Source organism: Rikenella microfusus DSM 15922 (assembly GCF_000427365.1).
In the GTDB taxonomy this organism is placed as follows: domain Bacteria; phylum Bacteroidota; class Bacteroidia; order Bacteroidales; family Rikenellaceae; genus Rikenella; species Rikenella microfusus.
Genome location: NZ_KE386488.1, coordinates 1,174,292 through 1,195,562, shown reverse-complemented (window position 1 = coordinate 1,195,562; position 21,271 = coordinate 1,174,292). Strand labels below are relative to the sequence as shown.

General features: G+C 57.2%; 20 protein-coding genes. 5 read left to right on the top strand and 15 right to left on the bottom strand.

Going from position 1 to position 21,271, the window contains the following annotated elements:
* Positions 1–8 precede the first annotated feature (8 nt).
* From RIKMI_RS14295 to rpsU, 11 genes are all read right to left on the bottom strand, one after another.
* Positions 9–1,199 carry a murein hydrolase activator EnvC family protein gene (locus tag RIKMI_RS14295; protein ID WP_027290877.1) on the bottom strand — a complete coding sequence of 397 codons (1,191 nt, stop codon included), beginning with the start codon at positions 1,197–1,199 and terminating at the stop codon, positions 9–11.
* Positions 1,200–1,221: 22 nt separating this feature from the next.
* Entirely contained in the window at positions 1,222–2,931 is a 1,710-nt protein-coding gene (locus tag RIKMI_RS0106085; RefSeq protein WP_169715502.1) for a tetratricopeptide repeat protein, read from the bottom strand.
* Between the two features lie 5 nt (positions 2,932–2,936).
* A complete protein-coding gene (gene dut, locus RIKMI_RS0106080; protein WP_027290875.1) occupies positions 2,937–3,374 on the bottom strand; it encodes a dUTP diphosphatase in 438 nt (145 codons plus the stop codon).
* The gene (locus RIKMI_RS0106075; RefSeq protein ID WP_027290874.1) at positions 3,362–4,810 is read right to left on the bottom strand and encodes a lipopolysaccharide biosynthesis protein; all 1,449 of its coding nucleotides are present in this window, start codon (positions 4,808–4,810) and stop codon (positions 3,362–3,364) included. Before RIKMI_RS0106075 ends, dut begins: the two co-directional genes overlap by 13 nt.
* 12 nt (positions 4,811–4,822) lie before the next feature.
* Positions 4,823–5,836 (bottom strand): LuxE/PaaK family acyltransferase, encoded by a 1,014-nt coding sequence (locus RIKMI_RS0106070; RefSeq protein ID WP_037291598.1) that lies wholly within the window; start codon positions 5,834–5,836, stop codon positions 4,823–4,825.
* A complete protein-coding gene (gene hflX, locus RIKMI_RS0106065; protein ID WP_027290872.1) occupies positions 5,836–7,047 on the bottom strand; it encodes a GTPase HflX in 1,212 nt (403 codons plus the stop codon). The genes RIKMI_RS0106070 and hflX overlap by 1 nt, the downstream gene beginning before the upstream one ends.
* Positions 7,048–7,143: 96 nt before the next feature.
* Complete coding sequence (locus RIKMI_RS0106060; protein ID WP_147288417.1) at positions 7,144–8,016, bottom strand: hypothetical protein; 873 nt, start codon at positions 8,014–8,016, stop codon at positions 7,144–7,146.
* 48 nt (positions 8,017–8,064) lie between these two features.
* On the bottom strand, positions 8,065–8,973 hold the full coding sequence (locus tag RIKMI_RS0106055; RefSeq protein WP_027290870.1) for a hypothetical protein: 909 nt from the start codon (positions 8,971–8,973) through the stop codon (positions 8,065–8,067).
* Between the two features lie 146 nt (positions 8,974–9,119).
* On the bottom strand, positions 9,120–9,620 hold the full coding sequence (locus RIKMI_RS0106050; RefSeq protein ID WP_027290869.1) for a hypothetical protein: 501 nt from the start codon (positions 9,618–9,620) through the stop codon (positions 9,120–9,122).
* 244 nt (positions 9,621–9,864) lie between these two features.
* Complete coding sequence (ruvB, locus tag RIKMI_RS0106045; RefSeq protein WP_027290868.1) at positions 9,865–10,881, bottom strand: Holliday junction branch migration DNA helicase RuvB; 1,017 nt, start codon at positions 10,879–10,881, stop codon at positions 9,865–9,867.
* A 305-nt stretch (positions 10,882–11,186) separates the two neighbouring features.
* A complete protein-coding gene (rpsU, locus tag RIKMI_RS0106035; protein WP_027290867.1) occupies positions 11,187–11,378 on the bottom strand; it encodes a 30S ribosomal protein S21 in 192 nt (63 codons plus the stop codon).
* A gap of 820 nt (positions 11,379–12,198) precedes the next feature.
* Between rpsU and RIKMI_RS0106025 the strand changes: the two genes are divergently transcribed.
* Genes RIKMI_RS0106025 through yidD form a run of 4 tightly spaced genes read left to right on the top strand, consistent with a single transcriptional unit; the run spans position 12,199 to position 14,626 of the window.
* Positions 12,199–13,047, top strand: a complete 849-nt coding sequence (locus tag RIKMI_RS0106025; RefSeq protein ID WP_169715501.1) for a DUF4271 domain-containing protein — start codon at positions 12,199–12,201, stop codon at positions 13,045–13,047.
* A gap of 1 nt (position 13,048) precedes the next feature.
* The gene (locus tag RIKMI_RS0106020; RefSeq protein WP_245584943.1) at positions 13,049–13,951 is read left to right on the top strand and encodes a uroporphyrinogen-III synthase; all 903 of its coding nucleotides are present in this window, start codon (positions 13,049–13,051) and stop codon (positions 13,949–13,951) included.
* A gap of 13 nt (positions 13,952–13,964) precedes the next feature.
* Entirely contained in the window at positions 13,965–14,417 is a 453-nt protein-coding gene (locus RIKMI_RS0106015) for a ribonuclease P protein component (protein WP_051214385.1), read from the top strand.
* Positions 14,354–14,626: a membrane protein insertion efficiency factor YidD gene (yidD, locus tag RIKMI_RS14595; RefSeq protein ID WP_084135201.1), complete on the top strand. Its 273-nt coding sequence runs from the start codon at positions 14,354–14,356 to the stop codon at positions 14,624–14,626. Before RIKMI_RS0106015 ends, yidD begins: the two co-directional genes overlap by 64 nt.
* 229 nt (positions 14,627–14,855) lie before the next feature.
* Here the strand turns inward: yidD and RIKMI_RS13215 are convergent, their stop codons facing one another.
* From RIKMI_RS13215 to RIKMI_RS0105990, 4 genes are all read right to left on the bottom strand, one after another.
* The gene (locus tag RIKMI_RS13215) at positions 14,856–16,055 is read right to left on the bottom strand and encodes an ABC transporter permease (RefSeq protein ID WP_051214384.1); all 1,200 of its coding nucleotides are present in this window, start codon (positions 16,053–16,055) and stop codon (positions 14,856–14,858) included.
* 4 nt (positions 16,056–16,059) lie between these two features.
* The gene (locus RIKMI_RS0106000) at positions 16,060–17,232 is read right to left on the bottom strand and encodes an ABC transporter permease (protein ID WP_027290862.1); all 1,173 of its coding nucleotides are present in this window, start codon (positions 17,230–17,232) and stop codon (positions 16,060–16,062) included.
* A gap of 706 nt (positions 17,233–17,938) precedes the next feature.
* The gene (locus RIKMI_RS0105995) at positions 17,939–18,919 is read right to left on the bottom strand and encodes an HlyD family secretion protein (RefSeq protein ID WP_027290861.1); all 981 of its coding nucleotides are present in this window, start codon (positions 18,917–18,919) and stop codon (positions 17,939–17,941) included.
* A gap of 18 nt (positions 18,920–18,937) precedes the next feature.
* Positions 18,938–20,404: a TolC family protein gene (locus tag RIKMI_RS0105990; RefSeq protein WP_169715500.1), complete on the bottom strand. Its 1,467-nt coding sequence runs from the start codon at positions 20,402–20,404 to the stop codon at positions 18,938–18,940.
* A gap of 176 nt (positions 20,405–20,580) precedes the next feature.
* Between RIKMI_RS0105990 and RIKMI_RS0105985 the strand changes: the two genes are divergently transcribed.
* Positions 20,581–21,093 carry a DUF4251 domain-containing protein gene (locus RIKMI_RS0105985; RefSeq protein WP_027290859.1) on the top strand — a complete coding sequence of 171 codons (513 nt, stop codon included), beginning with the start codon at positions 20,581–20,583 and terminating at the stop codon, positions 21,091–21,093.
* Positions 21,094–21,271: the final 178 nt, after the last annotated feature.

Sequence of the window (21,271 nt, the reverse complement as noted above, 5' to 3'; positions counted from 1 at the left end):
TTTTGAGATTACCGCCGGATCCACAGTTCCGGATTCAGGTTGTCGCTCTCTTTCCATACCTCGAAATGCAGAATCGCCTGCTGGCCCGAAGCCGCCTTCGCGACCGTCCCTATCGGACTTCCTTCCATCACGCCCTCCCCTTCCCGCACGAAAACGGATTCGAGGTTGGCATAAATCGTCAGATAAGCGCCGTGACGCACCATGACCGAATTGCCCAACCCTTGGAAGAAAAAGACTTTCCGGACTTCGCCCGCAAAGACGCACTGTACCTCGCTTCCCGCTTTCGCGGCTATATTCACCCCCTTATTATTGACCTTGACCCCTTTCTGCGTGGGGTGGTTATGCAGGCCGTAACGATCCACCACTACCCCCTCCACCGGACGCGGCAGCTTTCCTTTTTTCGCTGCGAACTGCGCCGTCAAAGGCCCCGAAGCGACCGCTTTGCCGCTCGTTTTCTTCACATCGGCTTTGACTGCCTCCTGCAATTTCCGCTCCAATTCGGCAATCTGCCGGCGCCGCTTTTCCGCCTCGGCCAACAGTTTCTTCTCCTTGCCTTTCAACGCATCCTGCGTCTTTTTCAACTGCACACGTTCCTCTTCCAGCTGTTTCACCTCCGCCGTATGTTCCTCCTGCAAACCGGCAAGTTCCCTCTTCCGGTCGTTCAGAGCCGACACCTCCGCTCCCAATTTCCGACGAAGTTCTTCCAATTCTCCGGCTTTTTTCTCGATATCGACCCCTATTCGTTTAACATAATAAAGTCTTCGTGCCGCGTCTGTAAAATCACGCGCCGAGAAGATGAACGAAAGAAAGCTGTTATTCCGATAATTTTTGTACGCTATTCTGATAAGCGCTGAGTAACTGTGCTTTAGCTCGTCATAACGTTTCCGGAGCTGTTCGACCTCCATCGATTTGGCCCGAAGTCGCCCGGAAACGGTTCCCATTTCCGACTCGATACCGCGAACGATCTTTTGCCGGTTCTCCAATTTCGTACCGACCAGCTTCAGGTGTCCGAGCGTCGCCCCCTGCTCTTTCCGCGTGTCGCCGACCAGTTTGTTGATCCGGGCGATTTCGGCTTCGGCCTGCCGGATCTCGTCGCGCACGCTCCCCTGCCCCGACGCAGCCAACGGACATGCCGAGAACGCCGCAACCGCGAACAACGCTCCCGCCAGCCGGCCGGCATATCGGTTAAGTCTCATCATTTGTCGGGATTTCGGATTATACTCATTTTTCCAGCGACCGGAGCCGCTCTTCGATCGCACGGCCGTCCGCGCCGGCCTCCAGCGCACGCTGCCAGTAAGTCTTCGCCATAAACGTCTTTCCGAGACCGTAAAGTATGTCCCCGTAATGGAGCAGCAACTCGGCGCTGTTCGACGTATCGAGCACGAGTGCCTGGCGCATGAGCGTCTGCGCCTCTTCGTAACGGCCCAACCGGTACAATACCCAGGCCTGCGTATCGAGATAGGTGGCATTCTGCGGATCCAGTTCGTTCGCCCGGGCCGACATCTCCAACGCCTTTTCCAGATCGCGGCCCTTCTCGCTCAGATAATAAGCGAAATTATTGAGTACCACGGGACTGTCCGGCGTCAGTTTGAGGGCCTGCCTGTAATAACGGAAAGCCGCTTTGTCGTCTCCCCTCAGATGGGCCATGTCGCCGCAGAAGCCATAAGCCGAACTGGTTATCGAATCATTTTCGGAACGGCGGATCACCTCCCGCGCCGTCGCGACGGCCGCCAGCGTGTCTCCGGCCTGGAACTGCGTGAAAAGTATCGTCATACCCAGCTCCGGGTCGCGCGGGAAACGCTGCCGCGCCAACCGGATGTATTCTGCCACTGTATCCGGCTGTTCCCGGAATTGCGCCATTTCGATCACATCCCGGTAAAATTTCAACGGGGCATTCCCTTCCCCGATTTGCGAAGTCAGATACTTGTGCGCCAAATCGAACTGGCCGCTGTATATCAGGTGCCCGGCATAAAATTCACGGGCGTCCGGGTCGTCCGGGGCCGCCTGCAACACGGCGTCGGCCAAACGGACCATCTGGACGAAATAACGCCGGTACACCTCCGGATAGGTACGTACATAGGTATCGAAATACTCCTTTTTAGCTTTGGCCGGAAAGTCGGCATGGGCGAATACCGGCACCAACGCTTCCGGATATTCGGGCCACATCCCTTTGATCCGGTAATATTCGGCCAACGCCATGCGCGGAGCCAGCCCGGCCGAATCCAGTTCGATGGCGGCCCGGTAATTGGCCACCGCCACGCTGTCACGCCTCAGCGCTGCGGCCAGTTCGGCCAACTGAATACGGAATCCGGCCTCGCCGGGCATCTGCATACACACCTCGGACATATAATCGAAAGCCTCGGCATAACGTTCCGTCCGAATCAGCGCCTGCCGTTTGATATCGACCATCGGGGGTCTTATCCCGCCTCGGATTTCGGCCGTGTCGATCAGCGCCAACGCTTCCGCGGGCAGGCCCGTTTCCAGCTTCAAAAGGGCCAGCAGGGACATTGTTTCGAAATCGGAAGGGTCCCGTTCCAGCAGCATGGAAAAAAGGCTGTCGGCGGCCTTATAATCGCCCGTAACGGTCAGCATCCGGGCATAATTGTCGGCATAATCGCGGCAGGCCGTATCCAGTTCGTAAGCCCGCCGCGCATAGCGCAAAGAGGCTGTCGGATCGTCGATCATCCGGGCGATACCGGACAATCGGTAGTACGCCGCCGCATGTTCGGGTACCTGGCGGATCGCCGCTTCATACAGCCGTGCCGCTTCTCGCAACGTACCGAGATTCTGTCGTTTCACCCCTTCCAGATAGAGCAGCGAAGCCTTCTGCTGCCGTTTCCGGCCGCCGTCCTGCTGCGCCGCCGCCGGCGACAGACCCGCCGCCAGCGGCAGCAGGCAAAGAAACGCATATAAAAAACGCCGAAACCGCATAACGATCATTTTACCCCCGTCGAACCGAAACCGCCGCCGCCACGTTTCGTTTCGTCCAGCACGACGGTCTCTTCCCACTCCAACCGCTGGTAACGGGCGAACACCAACTGCGCCACCCGCTCGCCCGGCTGCATCTCGAACGGTTCGTTGGAGAGGTTCACCAACAGCACTTTCAACTCGCCCCGGTAGTCCGGATCGATCGTCCCCGGCGAATTGATGACCGCGATCCCGTGTTTGGCCGCCAACCCGCTCCGGGGCCGCACCTGTATCTCGTACCCTTCCGGAATCTGGAAATACAGCCCGGTAGGAACCATCACCCGTTCCAGAGGCCCGATCGTCCAGGGTTCCCGGATATCGGCCCGCACGTCCAGCCCCACGGCCTGCGAAGTTTCGTAAGCCGGCAGCGGATTGCCGGACCGGTTGATCACTTTCACTTTTTCCATAATGCACTGATTTTCCGTCCTCCCAGTTCGACCTTCAGGGCCGTCAGGAGGTATATCAAAAGTAGTAAAAAATTGAGCGTCATGCGTCCCCATCCGGGCAGGAGGGCCGTGGCGTACGACAGTCCGAATATCGCGCCCCCCAGCAGGAAATAGAACCCGATCCGCCTGAGGTCGAACGGTACGGGAAAATACTTCTGGCAGAGGACATAGCTCAGCGTCACCATCAACAGCATCGACACCACGCGGGCTACGGCCGCCCCCCGATAGCCCATCGACGGGATCAGCAGCATATTGATAATCAGCGTTACGACCACGCCCAGACCGGTAATCCAGACAGCCACGCGCGTCTTGTCGGCCGCTTTGTACCAGAACGACAGATTGACCAGAATCCCGGCCAGCAGGTTGGCCAGCAACAGCAACGGCAATACTCCCATGCCGCCGCGGTAATCGGAACCCACGATATAGGCGAATTCCCGGTCGAAAAGAGACAGCAGCAGATAGATGGCGATACCCGCGATAATGAAATATTTGGTCGCCGCCGCGTTGGCCGACCGGAAATCCTCTTTCGAAAATCCCTGTAGGAAAAACGGTTCCGCCCCGAGGGTGTAAATCTGCCGGAAAATCATCAGCAGGGCCGCGATTTTAGCCACGGCGGTATAGATACCCAGCTGCGCGTCGGCAATCCCCTCGGGCAGCATGAAATAGATCAGCTGGCGGTCGATGAAGTCGCCCGCCACCCCCATGATACCCGCCATCATCAGCGGGATGGAATAGGTGAAGATACTCCTTAAAAGCTGCGGCGAAAAAGATTTCGACACCAGTTTGATCGTATTCGGCAACAAAAGAAGCAGCGACACGGAACTGGCGATCAGATTGGCCGCCAGCACCCAGAACGGATCGGTCGAAGCCCCCGGAACATAGGTATAAAACAGGATACACGCGGTGATATTGACCAGCACGCCGGAGACATTGACCACCGTGTAATAGACCGCTTTTCCCTGTTCGCGCAAGGCGGCGAGCGGAATGGCCGCCACGTTGTCCACCACGATCAGGGCCGTCATCGCGGCGATACATTCCGGGGCCAGACGCATCGCTTCGGCCAGCGACCCGTTGCCGAACCCCATGAGCAACCCGAACAGCAGGGCCATAAAGCTCACGGCCCCCCAAGTGGTGGTAAAAAGCCGGCGTTTGTCTCCCAGTGTCCGGCATTTGGCGGCGTAACGGAAATAACCGGTCGCCAGTCCCATGGTCAGCACCACGTTCGCGAACGGAATGATCCCGTACAACAGATTGACCTGCCCGTACGTCGCATCGGGCATGACCCGCGTCAGGTAAGGGGTCAGCAGGTAATTCAGAAATTTGGAAAGAATCGCGCTGATCCCGTACACCGCGGTCTGCGAAGCCAGTTTTTTCAATAGATGCGCCGCCGATGCCATATCCGGACAAGATTATTCGATCAACATATTACATCCCCGGAGCTGCGCCCCTTCGATCCGCCCCAGCACCCGGAACGAACCGTCGCCGTAAACGATCCCCCGGTCCTGCACGGCGACAAACGAACACGACCAGAGATTGGCCAGGTCGATAACATTCAACCCGCCCGGCTCGCCCTCCCCCGCCGCACGCAGCGGGATTTGCAGGTCCCGAGCCGAAACGCGCATCCAGGGCGGGCAGCGGAACAGGCCGCCGCCGGACGAATAGGCCTGGGACAACAGTTCCGTCATCCCGTATTCCGAATGTATCGTCTTTACGCCGAATGCCCGGGTCAGCGTTTCGTGCATTGTTTCACGTGAAACTTCGCGCCGCCGGCCTTTCATCCCGCCCGTTTCCATAACGACGGCGTCCTCCGGCAATTCCAAGGCGATATTTTCGGCCGACAGGTATTCCGCATAGTCCAGCAAAGCGAAAGCGACCCCGATCAGCAGGATTTTTTCGCCCTTTTCCGCCGCTTTCCGCAGCTCCCCGGTCAATTTGCCGTGGTCGTACAGGTAAAAGCCGCCACAAGCCCTGTTTCGCGCCTGCAACCGTTCCGCCATCCAGACCAGCGACGACCCGCTGCGCTCCATATAAGACGGCAGCAGAGCGAAGATGCTCCACTCCCCCGCCGGGCCGTAAAAATATTCGAACCCCCGCGTGAAAGATTCGTCGTATAAGGCCGTCGATGCTACATAATGGCGGCTCGTTTCGGCCCCGGAGGTACCGCTGCTGGTGAAGACCGTTTCAGGTTCACTGTCCGCCGGCGCGCTCCATATCCGGCGAGTCTTGAAAAACTCCACCGGCAGGTACGGGATTTCCGCCGTGTAGGAAACGGACGACGGGTCGATTCCCAACAGGCCGATATATTGCCGGTAGGGTTCGCAATGGGCTGCCTGGAAACGGAATATTTCCAGCGCGACCGACTCGAACCCCGCCGAAGAGGCCGTATCGGAGAAAATTCTCTCTTGTTGTACCGCGATGTCCATCAATACAAATAGTTATTGAACGGATAACGCCCTTCGTGTATTTCGCGCACCATGCCGTAAAGGTCTTTACGCAACTTGTCGATATTGGTCCGGTTCCGTGCCGAAATAAAGATGCAGGGCACTCCGCTGTTCCGTGCGATCCAGCTCTTCTGCAACTGTTCCAGCGTCCAATTCTCGCGCGTGCCGGGCATCAGGTCGTCCTCGTCTTTCTTTACGTAAGTATAAGCATCTATCTTATTGAAAATCAAAAAGACCGGCTTATCTCCCGCCCCGATGTCGCGCAGGGTCTGGTTCACGACGCTTATCTGGTCTTCGAAATTCGGGTGCGAGATGTCCACCACATGCAGCAACAGATCGGCTTCCCGGACTTCGTCGAGCGTCGATTTGAACGACTCGACCAGCTGCGTGGGCAGTTTCCGGATAAACCCGACGGTATCCGACAACAGGAACGGCAGGTTCTCCAGCACCACTTTCCGCACGGTGGTATCGAGGGTGGCGAACAGTTTGTTTTCGGCGAAAACCTCGCTTTTGCTGAGCATGTTCATCATGGTCGATTTCCCGACGTTGGTGTATCCTACCAAAGCCACCCGCACCAGCGACCCGCGCCCGCTGCGCTGGGTCGCCATCTGCCGATCGACCTTGACCAGTTGTTCCTTGAGCCGGGCGATGCGGTCGCGGATGATACGGCGGTCGGTTTCGATTTCGCGCTCCCCTGCCCCGCCGCGGGTTCCCGTCCCCCCGCGCTGCCGTTCGAGGTGCGTCCACATCCCCGTCAGCCGCGGCAACAGGTATTGCAGCTGCGCCAGCTCGACCTGCGTCTTCGCGTAAGCGGTAGTCGCCCGCTGGGCGAATATGTCGAGAATCAGACGGGTACGATCCAATATTTTGATTCCCAGCTCTTTTTCGAGGTTCCGAGTCTGGGACGGCGACAGTTCGTCGTCGAAAATCACGGCGCTGACCGCACTGTCGGCGATATACTCCTTGATTTCCTGCAACTTGCCGCTGCCGACGAAAGTCCGTTTATCGGGATAGGGCAGCTTCTGGGTAAATGTAGCCGCCGTCTCCAGCCCTGCGGTTTCAGCCAGAAACCGCAGCTCGTCGAGGTACTCTTCCGCTTCCCGCATCTCCTGCCGGTCGCGGACGACCGCCGCCAGCACAACCTGTTCCCGATCGTTTTCCGCCAGCGATTCGGCCAGTTTTCCTTTTTCCATACGATAAAACAAATAAGGCGGCCGGCACAAAGGCCGACCACCCACAAATTTACGCTTTTTCGCGGTAATCCTTTTGTCGGAACGGACGAATCGGGTCTATTCGGGCATTTGCACTTGGCCGTCCACGATCGCCCGCCAGTTATGGCGCAATTTGTCGGCCAGTCCCAGCCGGAAATTGGTATCTCCCGTCCACGAATCGATCGCCAGGTCAAGATACATGGCTTCGCTGACCGCAGTGGGTTCGCCCACTTGCAAACGGACGTACCAGACGCCGTTCTGTTTTTCGCAGCAGACCACCGTATAACCGTCGGCGTCGAACTTGCGCGGACTCCATGCCTGGACATTCCCGGGCCGGACGACTACCTGCGATTTGTTTCCGTACAATTCCGAATTGAGTTTCACGGTAAAATCCAACGCCGGAACGATCCGGTCCAGCACGGCGGCAGTCCGTTCCGCCTCTTCGGCTTTTTTCTCGTTTCTAAAATCGGGCATTCCCGGCCCTTCGTAAGGGCCGATTTTCCCCTGATACATCGCGATATCCCCGTCGGCAGCCGTAGCTACTTTCAGCGCGGCCTCGCCTTTTTCAGGGTCGATCGCGAAATTGAGTTTGAAAAAACCGTTGACCGAATCGACGCAGCTCAGATCCAGCACCCATACGCCGTCTTCGTCTTTTTCCGCGCTATTGACCGAAAAATGGTCCTTGTCCACCGGCAGAGCGCCGCCCATGTCCATCATCAGCCACAACGGGAAACCGGGGGTCTTGTTGAAATAACCCTGCACCACGGCCGCATTGCTTTCGTCGGACTGCAAGGGGCTGGGCAGGAATTGGAATTTCACGTCTGCAACCCATTTATCGATCTCGGCAGCCGTAGCGGGACCGTTCTCCTGCGCATGGGCCGGAGCCGCCAGCGCCAGCGCCGCGCCTGCCAACAGGGAAAGGCACGCCGTCTTCAGATTCATTGCGTTCATATCGAATTAAATACTTGGTTTGACTTTCGGTTTGCGGCTCCGCATGCCTCAGTTGGAGGTGGTAAATACGGAACGTCCGCGGTAATGCGTCCAGTTTTTGAACAGGTAATCGTACAATCCCGCCCGGATATAGGTTTCACCGTCCCGCGCGTTGATGGCGAAATCGAGTACGGAGGTTTTCTGGAAACGGTTCCTGGTCTCCGGGAACTCGATGCGCACGTACCAGGTATCGTTATGCTTGTCCAGATAGACCAACCGGGCGAACTGGCGTTCGAGCAGAGTCGGATTGATCGTCCGCCCGCCGGCCCTGAAATCGAGCCGGGGCACCAGAAAATCGAGCAGTTGTTCCGTCTTCCGGGCGTTTTCCTCCCGCCGTTTATTTTTGTAAGTGTAAATAAAGTATTCCGGAAAAACATATCCCTGGAACAGAAAGGTGTTTTGGTTCTTCGGACTCTCCTCTCCGGGAGGCGGAGCGTTCCCTTCTTCGGTGCGGGTCACTTCCAGCATGGTTTTGCCGGTTGCCGCCTCGATAATGAACTGCAACTCGAATTTCCCGTTCACCGAGTCGGCGCAGCCGAGATTCAGCAGCCACACGCGCACGCCGTCCTTGATCTTGCTTTCGGTCCGGTTCACGGTAAAGAGTCTTTCGTTCACCGTCAGCGGCCCGCCCATATTCATCATCAGCCAAAGCGGAAAACCGGGGGTATTCCGAAACTTGTAGATCGCATACACTCCGTTCACCTGGCCGTCCAACGTGCCGGGAATGAACTGGAAATCGACCGCCTTCACCAGGCTGTCCACCATCTCCTGCACGGTCGTTCCCCGCAATTCGGCCTGCCGCTCGACCTGGCGGGCCTGGGAAAGCCTCTTTTCGACGCCGAGAGAGTCACTCGGCACAACGCACAGGGCTGCGATCAGCACCGCCGATCCGGCCAGCCGGGAAAAAAATCTTTTCATCGGAACGGGCTTTATTGGATAACTGCTCTAAAGATAAGACATGCAGAACTTCCCTGCAAGCGTTCCGCACGGTTCCGGCATAAAAAAACCGGAGTCTCGTCGAAAGACTCCGGCCGAACGGTAACGGCACATGCCGCATACCGGAATTAGTATTCGCGGATGTTACCCTTATAGGTGATCGAGTTCGCGCCGCCCGGATTGTTCTGGTCGAGCGATTTGTTGGAACGCACGCGGAGGGTAGCGATACCGGTCTTGGAATTGACGGCGAAGTCGAAGCTCAGGTTGTTGCCGTTGTCGGCGACCACTTTGATCTTCACGACCCAATTGTCTTTTTTCTTTTCGCAGGAGAGCCACTCGTAACGGTTGGTCTGTACGCCCGGGCAGTTGGTCATGTACACTTCCATCGAATTCGGACGGAGTTTGGTGTATTCATACCGGTTGATCTGGGTCGTCCCCGTGTTGGTCTGGATGTATTCGTAGGGCACGAACTGGAAGTTCTTGGCCGGGATGACGCGGTCGATCAGCGCTGCGGTCATCATCTCTTTCTTGGCTTTTTCGGCGGCTTTTTCGGCTTTCGATTTCTTCTGCGCCTGAGCGGAGAAGGTAACGGCCATCAGAGCGGCCATGAGCAGGATTACTTTTTTCATTGCAGTTTGGTTTTATTTGTTGGTTTTGTGTTCTGGTCGGTTCTCCCGTATGTGAGACGCGGCAGGTCGCCGAAAGTTTAAATGCGAAAAACGGCCTTGTACGAATTTTACCCCGACCGGGCACGGGACAGGTCGTTCCCGGCAACTGCCGGCCCGCACCGTACCTTCCGCAGAGGAGGATTCCGGCAGGGTCGCCCTCCCTCCCGTCCAAGGCGGATCGGAAAAGGACAACGCCCCATACCGTTCAAAATTCGAGTTCCCCCTGCCGATGTATCCCTCCCGGCAGGGCGATCCCCAGGTGTTCGTAAGCCAGAGGGGTCGCCTCCCTTCCGCGCGGCGTCCGTTTGAGGAATCCCTCTTTGATCAGGAACGGTTCGTACACCTCCTCGATGGTTCCGGCATCTTCGCTTACCGCCGTGGCGACGGTACCCAGCCCCACGGGTCCGCCGTTGAATTTATGGATGATGGTGGAAAGGATCCGGTTATCCATCTGGTCCAGTCCGCGGGTGTCTATATCCAGCGCGTCCAGCGCACGGCGGGTGATGCCGAGTTCGATCCTACCGCTGCCCTGCACCATGGCGAAGTCGCGCACGCGCCGGAGCAGTCCGTTGGCGATACGCGGAGTGCCGCGCGAGCGCCGGGCGATCTCTCCGGCGGCCGGGTCTTCGATGGGGATACCCAGCACGGAGGCCGACCGACGGATAATGCCGGTCAGGGTCGGAACGTCGTAATACTGCAAATGGCAGTTGATCCCGAACCGGGCGCGCAGGGGACTGGTCAGCAGTCCGGAACGCGTCGTGGCCCCGATCAGGGTGAACGGGTTGAGCTTGATCTGCACGCTACGTGCGCTCGGCCCCTTGTCGAGCATGATGTCGATCTTGTAATCCTCCATGGCGGAGTAGAGGTACTCCTCCACGATCGGACTGAGGCGGTGGATCTCGTCAATGAAAAGAACGTCCCCTTCCCCCAGGTTGGTCAGCAGTCCCGCCAGGTCGCCGGGCTTGTCCAGCACCGGCCCGGAGGTCACTTTCATGGTCACCCCCAGTTCGTTGGTGATGATGTTGGCGAGCGTGGTCTTTCCCAGTCCGGGAGGCCCGTGCAGCAGAACGTGGTCCAGCGCCTCGTCCCGCATGATGGCGGCCTTGATGAAGACGGAAAGGTTCTCCACGATCTTTTCCTGGCCGCTGAAAGCCCCGAGTTCCTGCGGCCGTATCTGCTCCTCGAACTCCCTGTCTTTTTCGATATTTCGTATATCGTTCAAACTCTGATACTCCGAATTTACCCCGAAAGATAAGCATTTTTTCCATTCCGCCGAACGGCCCGTTTTTCTTTTCCCGAAAATCCCCGGACGTTTTTCGGGGATTTCCGGCCGAACAGCCGGCCCGGTTTCAGCGCGCCTTTCCGACCGGCAGGACCGCTTCGCCCCTCCCCTTCGTACACACGAAGCGAACGGGGCCGGTAAAGCGACTGCTTTACCGGCCCCGTTATTTGCTGATACCGCAGGGCGGCCCCGTCCTTCCCGGCGGGAAACTGAACAAAGTCCCGCCCGCGCCGGAATCGGAAAAACTATTCCTCTTCGCGTTGCAGACTCTGCACGTAAATAGCCTTGAGCTTCTGCACCCGGTTCCGGACAGACGGCTTGGTAAAATACTGACGCGCGCGCAGTTCTTTGATAACGCCCGTTTTTTCGTATTTACGTTTGAATTTTTTCAGGGCGCGTTCGATGTTTTCGCCCTCTTTGATCGGCATGATGATCATAACGAATCTTCTTTGTTAAGTTTTTTTTGAAATCGGTTGAAAGGAGAGATGCGTACCGATTCCGGGGAACCGGTACGCCGACGGGAGCCTGCGCTCCAGTCCGGCTTCGATGGTATGTCGTGTGTTTCGGTAATCGCCCTTTCCGTTCGGAAAAGAGCTGCGGATAAAACTCGACCTCCTTTCAATTTCCCTGCGTTCAGGGAGTTTCGGACCGCAAAGATAATCATTTTCCGACCGACGGCCAACTCCGTCCGGCGAAATTTCGTTCTCCGTCGTTTTTAAAATTAATAAAAAGATAAAGATTAATTCATTGAAATAAGAAGAATAATGGTTGTGAATAGCGTTGATAAAATCGGGTAAATCGGATTGTATAATCGGATATTAACATGCGGTTAAATATCCGTAAACCGGATCGAAATCGAATTCAATTTGATTATCAATGGTTTGTGTAAAATATCAACAAACCGGCCGTAATCGTTATCAACGGTTGGCCATACGGTCGGATTTGTCGGAAACCCGGCGCGGAGACCGGTCGTCGGATGTTTATCGAAAAAAATAATTTTTTGTTGGACGGCAACGAAAAAGGTGCATATATCTTCCGGAACGGAAAAATGCAAGCGTCGGACCCGGCAAAATGTCAAAAAATGCGCACAGCCTGTCCACAAAATGCCGGAATGTACGGGAGCTTCGGAATCAGGATGTTGCATATCGGCAAATGAAAATGTCCACAGGTTTTACACAGCCGTTCCGGCGGAAAGTTCTACCTTTGCCGTCGGATCGATATCGTTGTCGGAACTTGGTGGATTTTTGCGGATTCCGGATGGAAACACCTCATACAGCATATAGCCCGCCGGGGGATACGGCTCTTGCGCATGCCCCCTGGAGGAAGCCTTTCTGGGCGGAAGAGGGACGGAGCGTCGTTCCCGATACCTCGTGGCTGTTGCATCCGGCCCCTTCCGCGGAACGGGTGTGGGGAAACGGCTCGACCCTGTCGGAACGGATCGTCTCCCGGGGAACTCCCGTGCGGACGGACGCGAGGGCGGAACCCTGGCAGATTTCCGTAGCGATGGTCGTGCTGATCTGTTTCTATTGTTATATCCTGTACCGTTTTCGCAGGGATCTGATGAGTTGCCTGAAGAATATCGGCCGGACGGAAGATATGCTCACGCTGATGGAGGGGCAGGGGGCTGATTTCGGGTTTTTCATGCGGAGCGGGATGGTGTTGGCCGTCCTGGGCGGAGCATCGCTGGTGATGGCCTGGCTGGAGATCCAGTTGCCCCGCGTGGAGAGCTATTACCTGTTTCTGGCGGCGGTGGCCGCTTTTCTGGGCGTCATGCTGTACAGGCGGCTGGCATTCGGGGTGATGCGTTCGCTGACCGACGACAAGGAGGTGTTCCGGGAGATCACATTCCTCAATCGGATCGACATTACCTTCATCGCGATATTCTATACCCCGCTGGCTGTCATCGTCGGCGTCAGCGGACGATTGTTCGAGCCGGGCATGGTCGTTTTGGCCGCTCTGGTCCTGTACCATTTTATGGCTCTATATAAATACTTTAGAATACGGTCGTTTTCTAAATTGCAATGGATTTTGTACCTTTGCACCGTCGAAATCCTGCCGGTGAGCTTTATTATCGCCCTGGCAATTCGGAAGAGTGGGATCAATTAATATGGTGAATACATTGAAAGTAAAGAGGATACTTATCTCCCAGCCGGCGCCGTCGTCAGACAAATCACCTTTTTCGGAACTTACCTCCAAGCATAAAGTAGAGATCGATTTCCGGCCTTTCATTACGGTGGAAGGGGTTACGGTCAAGGAATTCCGTGCCCAGCGGGTGGACGTGTTGGCCCATACGGCCGTGATTTTCACGTCTCGGAAGACGATCGACAATTTTTTCCGGATCTGCGAAGAGTGTCGGATCGCCGTGCCGGAAGACATGAAATATTTCTGCGTCACGGAGGCGATCGCGCTCTACCTGCAAAAATATATCGTTTACCGCAAACGCAAGATATTCTACGGGACGGCGACGTTCGCCGACCTGATGGAAGTGGTGGCCAAACACAAGGAGGAAAAATTCCTGGTCGCCCTTTCCGATCCCCACAAGCCGGAAATCCAGCAGCTTCTGGCGCGTACCGGCGTGAAATTCACCAAGATCATTCTGGCGCATACCGTTCCGGCCGACCTTTCGGACATCGCGATCGACACGTACGATCTGGTGGCTTGTTACAGCCAGGCGGATATCAAGGCGCTGCACGGACATTTCGGCGCTTTGCCGCAGGGGATGATCGTCGCCGCGCTGGGGAATGCCACGGCACGGGAGGCGCTCGCTTCGGGCCTGCCTGTGGACATTCTGGCGCCTACTCCGAAATATCCTTCCCTGACCATGGCGATCGACAAATATATCGCGGCCCTGAACGGCGGCGAGTCGGTCGAGGAGTTCGGGGTGAAGGAGCTGCCCGAACCGGTTTCCGCGGTCGCGGCGAAAAAACCGGCCAGGGGCAAATCCGTTTCGGCTGCGGCGAAAACGACGGGAGGACGTCCGGTTTGCCGGCGGACGGCTGCGGCGAAATGATATTTTCGGTTTCATGATGGAGAACGATGCGCAGGCCGGTTCCGGCGGGAAAGGACGTTATGCGTTGCCCAAAACCGAACGGCTTTCCGGTCGTGACGACATAGGACGCCTCTTCACCCGCGGAGAGGCGTTTTTGGTCTATCCGGTCAAATGCACTTACCGGTTCCGGGAGGAGGGGCCGAACCGGATCATGGTGATCGTTCCCAAACGGAACCACAAAAAAGCCGTGTCCCGGAACCTCCTCAAACGCCGGATGCGCGAGGCATACAGGCTCAACAAACATGTATTGGCCGGGGAGGGCGCGACGCTCGCGGCCGACATCGCTTTCTCTTATGTCGCGAAAGGGGAGCCGATCGACTACCGCACGATCGAAAAAGCGGTGGTCTCTATCCTGAACAGATTATGCACGATCCGGAACAAAGACGCAGCGATTCGAGAGACTGGGGAGCAGCCTGCCGGAAAATAGCTTCGGCGCCGTTCATCGGTCTGATCCGGTTCTACCAGTCGGCGATCTCGCCTTTTCTTCCCAATGCCTGCCGGTTTACGCCCACCTGTTCGCAATACGCGCTCGAAGCGTTCCGGAAATACGGGCCTCTCAAGGGTTTTTGGCTCTCTCTCCGACGGATTCTCCGTTGTCATCCCTGGGGCGGCAGCGGACACGATCCGGTACCGTAACGGCGATTCCTTATTCGGATATGGGTATCGTTCTCTCTTTGCGGACGGCCGACACAGGCAAATCTGTTTTGCGGTTTACAAAACCGCCGGTTTTGGCGCCGGACGGTTTTCAGTCGTCGGGGAGGGGACGGCGCAAGGCCGAATAAAACATATCGCCATATTTCGGAAATCTCGGTTAGACTCGTTGTTCGATCAAGCGGCACTCCCTTTTCGCCTGAAGAAAAATTCTTTATTCGGATTCCGTATTTGTTTTATAGTGTTCCGTGCGGACTTTTGCAGCCGCCGTTTGCAGTTCGCGCGTTCGCCTCAGCGTCGCCAGGATGGCCGTCAGCCCGTATATCCCTGTCAGTGTCCAGAGCGTGACGGCCTCCGGAACCACGTCCGCGAGCGTCGCCCCCATCGTGCGTATCCGCACCAGCGCGTCGATGCCGCTGCTCGAAGGCACCAGCCGACCCAGGGCGTAAATCCATTCCGGCATCCCTTCGCGCGGCCAGGAAATACCGCTGACGATCAGGAAAAAGACCGAAGTGACGATCAGCATCATCATCGATGTCTCCCGCTTGCGGAACAAGGCTCCGAAAGTCAGGCCCAGAAAGATGACCGATAACAGATAGGGCAGGAAGATCGCCAGCAGGTCCAGGTGGTTCCCGTTCATCGGGTAACCGAAAAACTTGTACTGGAAACTGAACATATAGAGCATCAGCGGAATATAAAGGAACAGGTAGGCTGTCGCCTTGGCGAACGTCAGCCGCGTGGCCGAATAGTCGCGGAAACGCCTCCACGTTCCCTTTTCGTACCACGTTCCGCCTACCATGCCGATTCCCACCAGCAGGAGCTGCTGCGCGATCAGAATCAATACCGGCGGCAGGATAGCCGTGGCATATCCGCCGTAAGGGTTGTAAAGCATATTGACATCGTAGGCCACCGGCTGCGCCGTCCACTCCGCCTGCTGCCGGTTCAGCCCTCCTGCCGTCAGCGTGCCGATCTGCACTTCGGCACCGGCTGCGCCGACCACCTCGCCGACAGCCCCCAGAAAATCGCTGTAAAGCAGAAAATAACCTCCGTCGGCATACAGGCTCACGTGGTTTTGTTCGCCCGCCAGTATCCGTTTTTCATACCCCTGCGGGATGTAAAGCACGCCGTATATCTTCCGGTCGAGGAAAAGCTGTTCGGCTTCGTCGAGGCTCCGGGCATCGTACCGTACATCGGCTTCCGGCGTGGCGTCGAGCATCCGGGCCAGTTTCCGGCTCGGCGGGGTATTGTCCAGGTCCACTACGGCGACGGGGAAGTTGCGTACCACCTGGGGAGCGTAGATCAACGGATACAGGGTGCCGTAGATCAGCATCGCCCCGAACAGGATCAGCATGGCTCCTCCGTCCTTGAAAATGGAGACGAACTCGGTTTTCGTTATTTTCCAGAATTGTTTCATGGCATCAGTCTTTCCCGTAATATCGCGGGTTCAGTGCGACCTTTTTGAGTCTCGGCACGATGGCCGCCATGATCAGTACGAATGCGCCCATGGCGGCCAGATCGCCCAGCGACCGCGCCGGGGGCGCTCCGCGGAGGCTCTGTTCGATAAAGAGGTCGATAAAGTGGGTGAAAGGGAACAGTTGGGCCAGCGCGGCGATGGCCGGATACATCCCGATGGTCGGAAAGGTCAGCCCGCAGAATGAGAGCGAAGCTGTCGCCAGCCCGCCCGCCACGGACAGCGAAAAACGCATGTTGGCGCTTACGGCCACGAGGATCACGCCGATGGCCATGTAAGCCAGTATGACGAACAGGTTGCCCAGCACCAGTATCGCTGCCTCCTGTCCGTGGAAAGGCAGTCCGAGGAAGCGGTAGAGTAGGGTGTTCATAAATAGCGACAGCAGGGTGAACAACAGTACGTATGGAGCCAGTTTGGCTGCCAGGGCACGCGTGATGCTTCCTCCGGCCGCGGCTACCCATTCGCCTGCCGTACCGTTTTTCAGTTCGCTTCCCACCGCATAGACGGTTACCAGGCTTACGGTAATGACCAGCGCGAGGAAAAGCAGGCCCGGCAGCAGGTAGTAGGCGTAACTGCCGTAAGGGTTGAACAGGACGTGTTTTTCGAAAGCGATGGGGTAGGCTATGGCGTATCCTTTCGAGGCGGGGATTCCTTTGGCTCCCAACATCTGGGTCTCCACGCCTATGTTGAAGGCCTGGAAAACGGTCGTGATGTCGCGCTTGAGCAGTCCGGAGTTGAGTATCCTCGCGCCGCTGACCTCTGCTGAGATCTGTGCCCCTCCGTTACCGGCCAGAATGTCGGCCTGCAATCCTTTCGGTATCACGATCAGGGCGTTGGTCAGCCCCTGTACCATGGATTGCCGGCCTTGTTCGATGCTTTCCGCCTGCAGGGCAACGTGTGCGCTGGGGGTAGAATTGACCATCCGGATCAGCTGCCGCGACAGTTCCGTCTTGTCGCCGTCGTATACGGCGACGGGCAGGTCGTGCACGGTGCCTTTCCAGAACATCAACACGTACAGTACGGTCATCGCGACCGGTATGATAATGGCCGCGGTGACCAGCATCCGGCTTTGTCCGAACCGCCTGATTTCACGCTTTATGCTGTTGCTGAATAGTCCCATGTCTTGTTGTCGGTCGTTCTGTTAAAAATCGGTTTCGGTATCGCTGGGCATTCAGCCGGGCTGTAACTGCCACGGCTTTCGTCGGTTCCGAGTCGCAGTCTTGTCAATTAGCCGTACTTTTTAATTTGCAAATTCAAGGCCGGAGCCAGCGCGGACTGCTTGCAGGCCTACGCCGGGGGTGGCTCCGGCCTGACTAAGGGAGAACATTGTAATAAACCGTACTGTTAAAACTAAATTTCCGCGTCAGCGGGCGGGCCGGACGCCTCCCCACGGGGAGACCCGGTGCCGCCGGGCACTCCAGCCGGGCTGTAATTACCCTCGTTCTTCGCAGACCGCGCTCCTCGACAAATAACTGTACGGTTAATGTTATTTCCGGAGCCAGCGGAGGCGAAACAAGCGCAGCGCAGTTGCAGGCCGCCGCCCGGGGTGGCTCCGGCCCGCCCGCTATCGCGGTACTTTTACGAATAACCCTACGATTGAAATGCTTTATCCATTCGGCTTTGCGCCCCCCGAAGCGGCTTGGCCGCTTGGGCGCGAAAGCCGGCGATTCTTATGAATCGCACAAACTAAAAAACTATGGTTAATCGTCCGGCATAGCGACCGTGCCGAATCGACGCAGAAGCCGATCCGATATACAACTTTGTTCCCCGCAGGCGGGGCAGTCCTGTGCGGATTCGGAACAGGGTTTCCAAAACCGGTTCTGTCGTTATAGGCTGTTGTAATCCACCGTTACGGTCATCCCCGGACGGAGATTGTCGATCGGGGCGGCCGCGCGCGCATGCACCTCGAAAGTCTTGACATCGAACTCCCCGCTGGTCCGTGTCGCCGCCCATGTGGCATAGGAAGCCTCCGCCGCGATATAGTCCACCGTCAGTTCGTAAGTCCGGTCCAACGCCGGGAAATAACCTTTGAACCGGGTACCCATCCTGATCTTCGGCAACATCGTCTCCTTGACGTTGAAAACCACCCAGGAGTCCGACAAATCCACGATCGTGACTACCGGATAACCCGTCCCTACCAGCTCGCCGTTCTCCGAGACCACGCTCGAAACCTCTCCGTCCACCGGAGCGTACTGGCGCGTCTCCGTCACGAACGATTCCACCTCGCTTACCGCTCCTCCGGCCTGTTCCACGATCGCTTTGGCCGCCGCTTTATCTTCCCATTGCGCCCCCTCGGTAGCCATGCTGTAGGCCGCTTCGGCGGCTACCGAAGTCGTTTTCATGGCTTTCAGGTTGGCCTGTGCTTCGTCCAGCTTCTGGGCCGGCACCACACCCTGGTCGTAGAGGTTTTTCACCCGGTCGTAAGTCTTCTGGGCCAGTTCCAGTCCCGCCAGCGACTGCTGCCACATTTCATAGGCTTGCTGAATCTGTTGTTTGCGTGCTCCCGCGTCCACCTTGTCCTGCATGGCCGAGGCCGCCGACCGTGCCGCTTCGGCCTGCGTCAGCTTGGCGAAGACTTCCGGAGAGCTGATGCCGTATAGGAACTGCCCCTTGGTCACCGCGTCGCCGCGTTTGACGGTCAGGCTGTCCACACGGCCCGGCACTTTCGACGATACTTTGTAGCTGGTGGCTTCGACCGTGCCCTGCATGAGGTAGGGAGCGGGCTTGAGCACGAACCAGCCGATAAAAGCCACCACCGTGATGACGGCGATGATGATCAGCGTAATGGTATATACTTTCGATTTCATGTCCTGTAGGAATAGGGATTAATGTTCGTTGGTGATGATCTGGAAATCCTGCTGGTGCATGTAGCTGCCCATCGATTCGGTTTCGCCCGCGAGAGCCAGCAGTTGCGCCAGCGCGATGTCGAATGTGCAGGCTGCCGCCAGCCGTTCGACTTTGGCTTTGGCCAGGTTCAGACGGGCGTCCACCACGTCGGACGAAGGGGCCATCCCTTCGCTGAAGGCTTTTTGCTTGGCGTTCAGGTACGATTCGGCGAAAGCGACCGACGCGCCCAGGGCGTGCACTTCCGCCGCCGAGCTTTTCAGTTGGTTGTAGAGTTTTTCGGTCAGCGCCATCAGGTCGTTTTCGGCCTTCGTCTGCATGACCTCCGCCTGCCTCATCTCCTTTTTGGCCGCCGCATGTTTGTATTCGCTGCTCAGGCCGTCGAAAATGCGCAGTTTGATTCCTGCGCCCACCGTCCATCTCGGCGCCAGGTCGGTCAGTTGCCAGTCCCAGGCGTTGACGGCTCCGATCGCGGCGATTTCCGGCAGGAACGAAGCCCGCGCCGCACGTACGCCTTCCGCCGCCAGCCGCCGGGTCAGCTCGACCTGTTTGAGGATCGGGCTGTTCCGTTTGACGCGTTCCTGAAAGTACGAGAGCGGTTTCAGTTCGTCGATTACGAACAGGGCCGTAACGGGCAGGTAGTCGGCGGTCTGTCCCAGCGACGCGCCCAACGCCCGATTGACCGTCCCGATTTGCAGGGCCGCCGCGGTCTGTTCGCCTTCGGCCTGGGCGAGATACATTTCGGCATAGAGTTTCTCGGTCGAGGCGATCATGCCGTTGGCCTCCAGCTTTTCGGCGTCTTCGAGATGTTTGCGCATCCCGGCCGTTACCTCTTCGCGCACCCGCAGCACGTGGCGGGCCAGCGAAAGGCCGTAATAACGCTCCACGACTTCGGCGAACAGGTCGGTCTGTACCCGGAGGGCCTCCTGGTCGCTTTTTTCGATATTGATTTTGGCCGCATTGACCGCCGCATTGATCTTGCCGCCCGTGTACAGGGGTACGGCCACCGTCGCGCCGACCACCGCGAACTGCCGTTGCTGGAGCGTTAGGCTCAGGTCGAGTCCTTTTACGGCCTGTATGATTTCAGGCGGGATCGGGAAGGGCAGGGGCAACTGTCCGATCTGTTCCAAGGCGGCGTTTTTTTCCCCGTTCAGATCGAAAGCCTTGATGTCTTCGGACATATAAGTATAGGCAGCCGTTACGCCCAGTTGGGGCATGCGCAGACCCCAAGCCGATTTCCGCCGGTCGACGGCGGCTTCGCGGGCTATGCGCTGCGCTTCCATCGCCGGATTCTGGCGGTAACTGAGTTCGACGGCTTCCTGGAGAGTCAGGACCCGGGTACTGTCTGCCGACGGAGAGACGAGGCTTTGCGCGCCGGCGGAGACGGTTCCGCCCAGCGTCAGCGCCATCCCTGCGCCGAGGAGGATGATCTTTCTGTTTATTTGCATCGTATCGTGCTTTTTTCGTTTGGCGGATAAGGGGGGATTTGTTTCCGGCATCCCTGTCGGAAAGCAAGGTATGAAGATTTCTGCAAATTTGATGCAATTTTATTTGGCACGGAAATTGTCAAAATTTTACATACGACGAACCCATATTTTATCAACCGCAATTAAATTCCAAAACCATGAAAAAATTATTCTTATCCATTCTGATGGTATCGCTGGTCGCTACGGTTGCGGCGCAGGATTACACGAAAAAAGAGGTGCGCGACGAAAAACGAACCGAGCGCCAGCAGGCAATGGTACAGCAATTGACCAATGCCCTCAAGACGCATAACTTCACTTTCTCGGCTTCGCAGATGACGCCGCAGTTCATGGGGCCGCAGCAGGCGCTGAACCAGTGGAACAATTACGTTTCGGTCTATCCGGGCTATCTGGAGGTCAGCCTGCCCTACGTTTCGGTGGCGCAGAATGTGACCACGGTGCCCAAACGGATCGAGATCAATACGGTGCGTTTTAATTTCTGGGAAGATATGAACAGCGGTTCGCAGTGGACGCTGGTTTTCCAGACCGAATGGGGCGATGTGAAGTATGTGTTCCACCTGAACTACGATATCAATAACGGTATGGCTACGCTGACGCTGGTGCCGAACATGGGGAACACGGTTTCCTATACCGGGACGATACAGGCCAATTGACAGACAGTCCCCGTCCCGGAACCGGACTGGGGAAGGGAACGGACGGCGGAACGGCCGTCCGACAGGAGCAGAGGGCCGGTGAAAGCGATCGCTTTTACCGGCCCTATCCGCATCCGGCGAGAGGATATGGTGCGGAAACGGAGCTTTCGCCAGCCCGATTATATACTTGGGTATACCA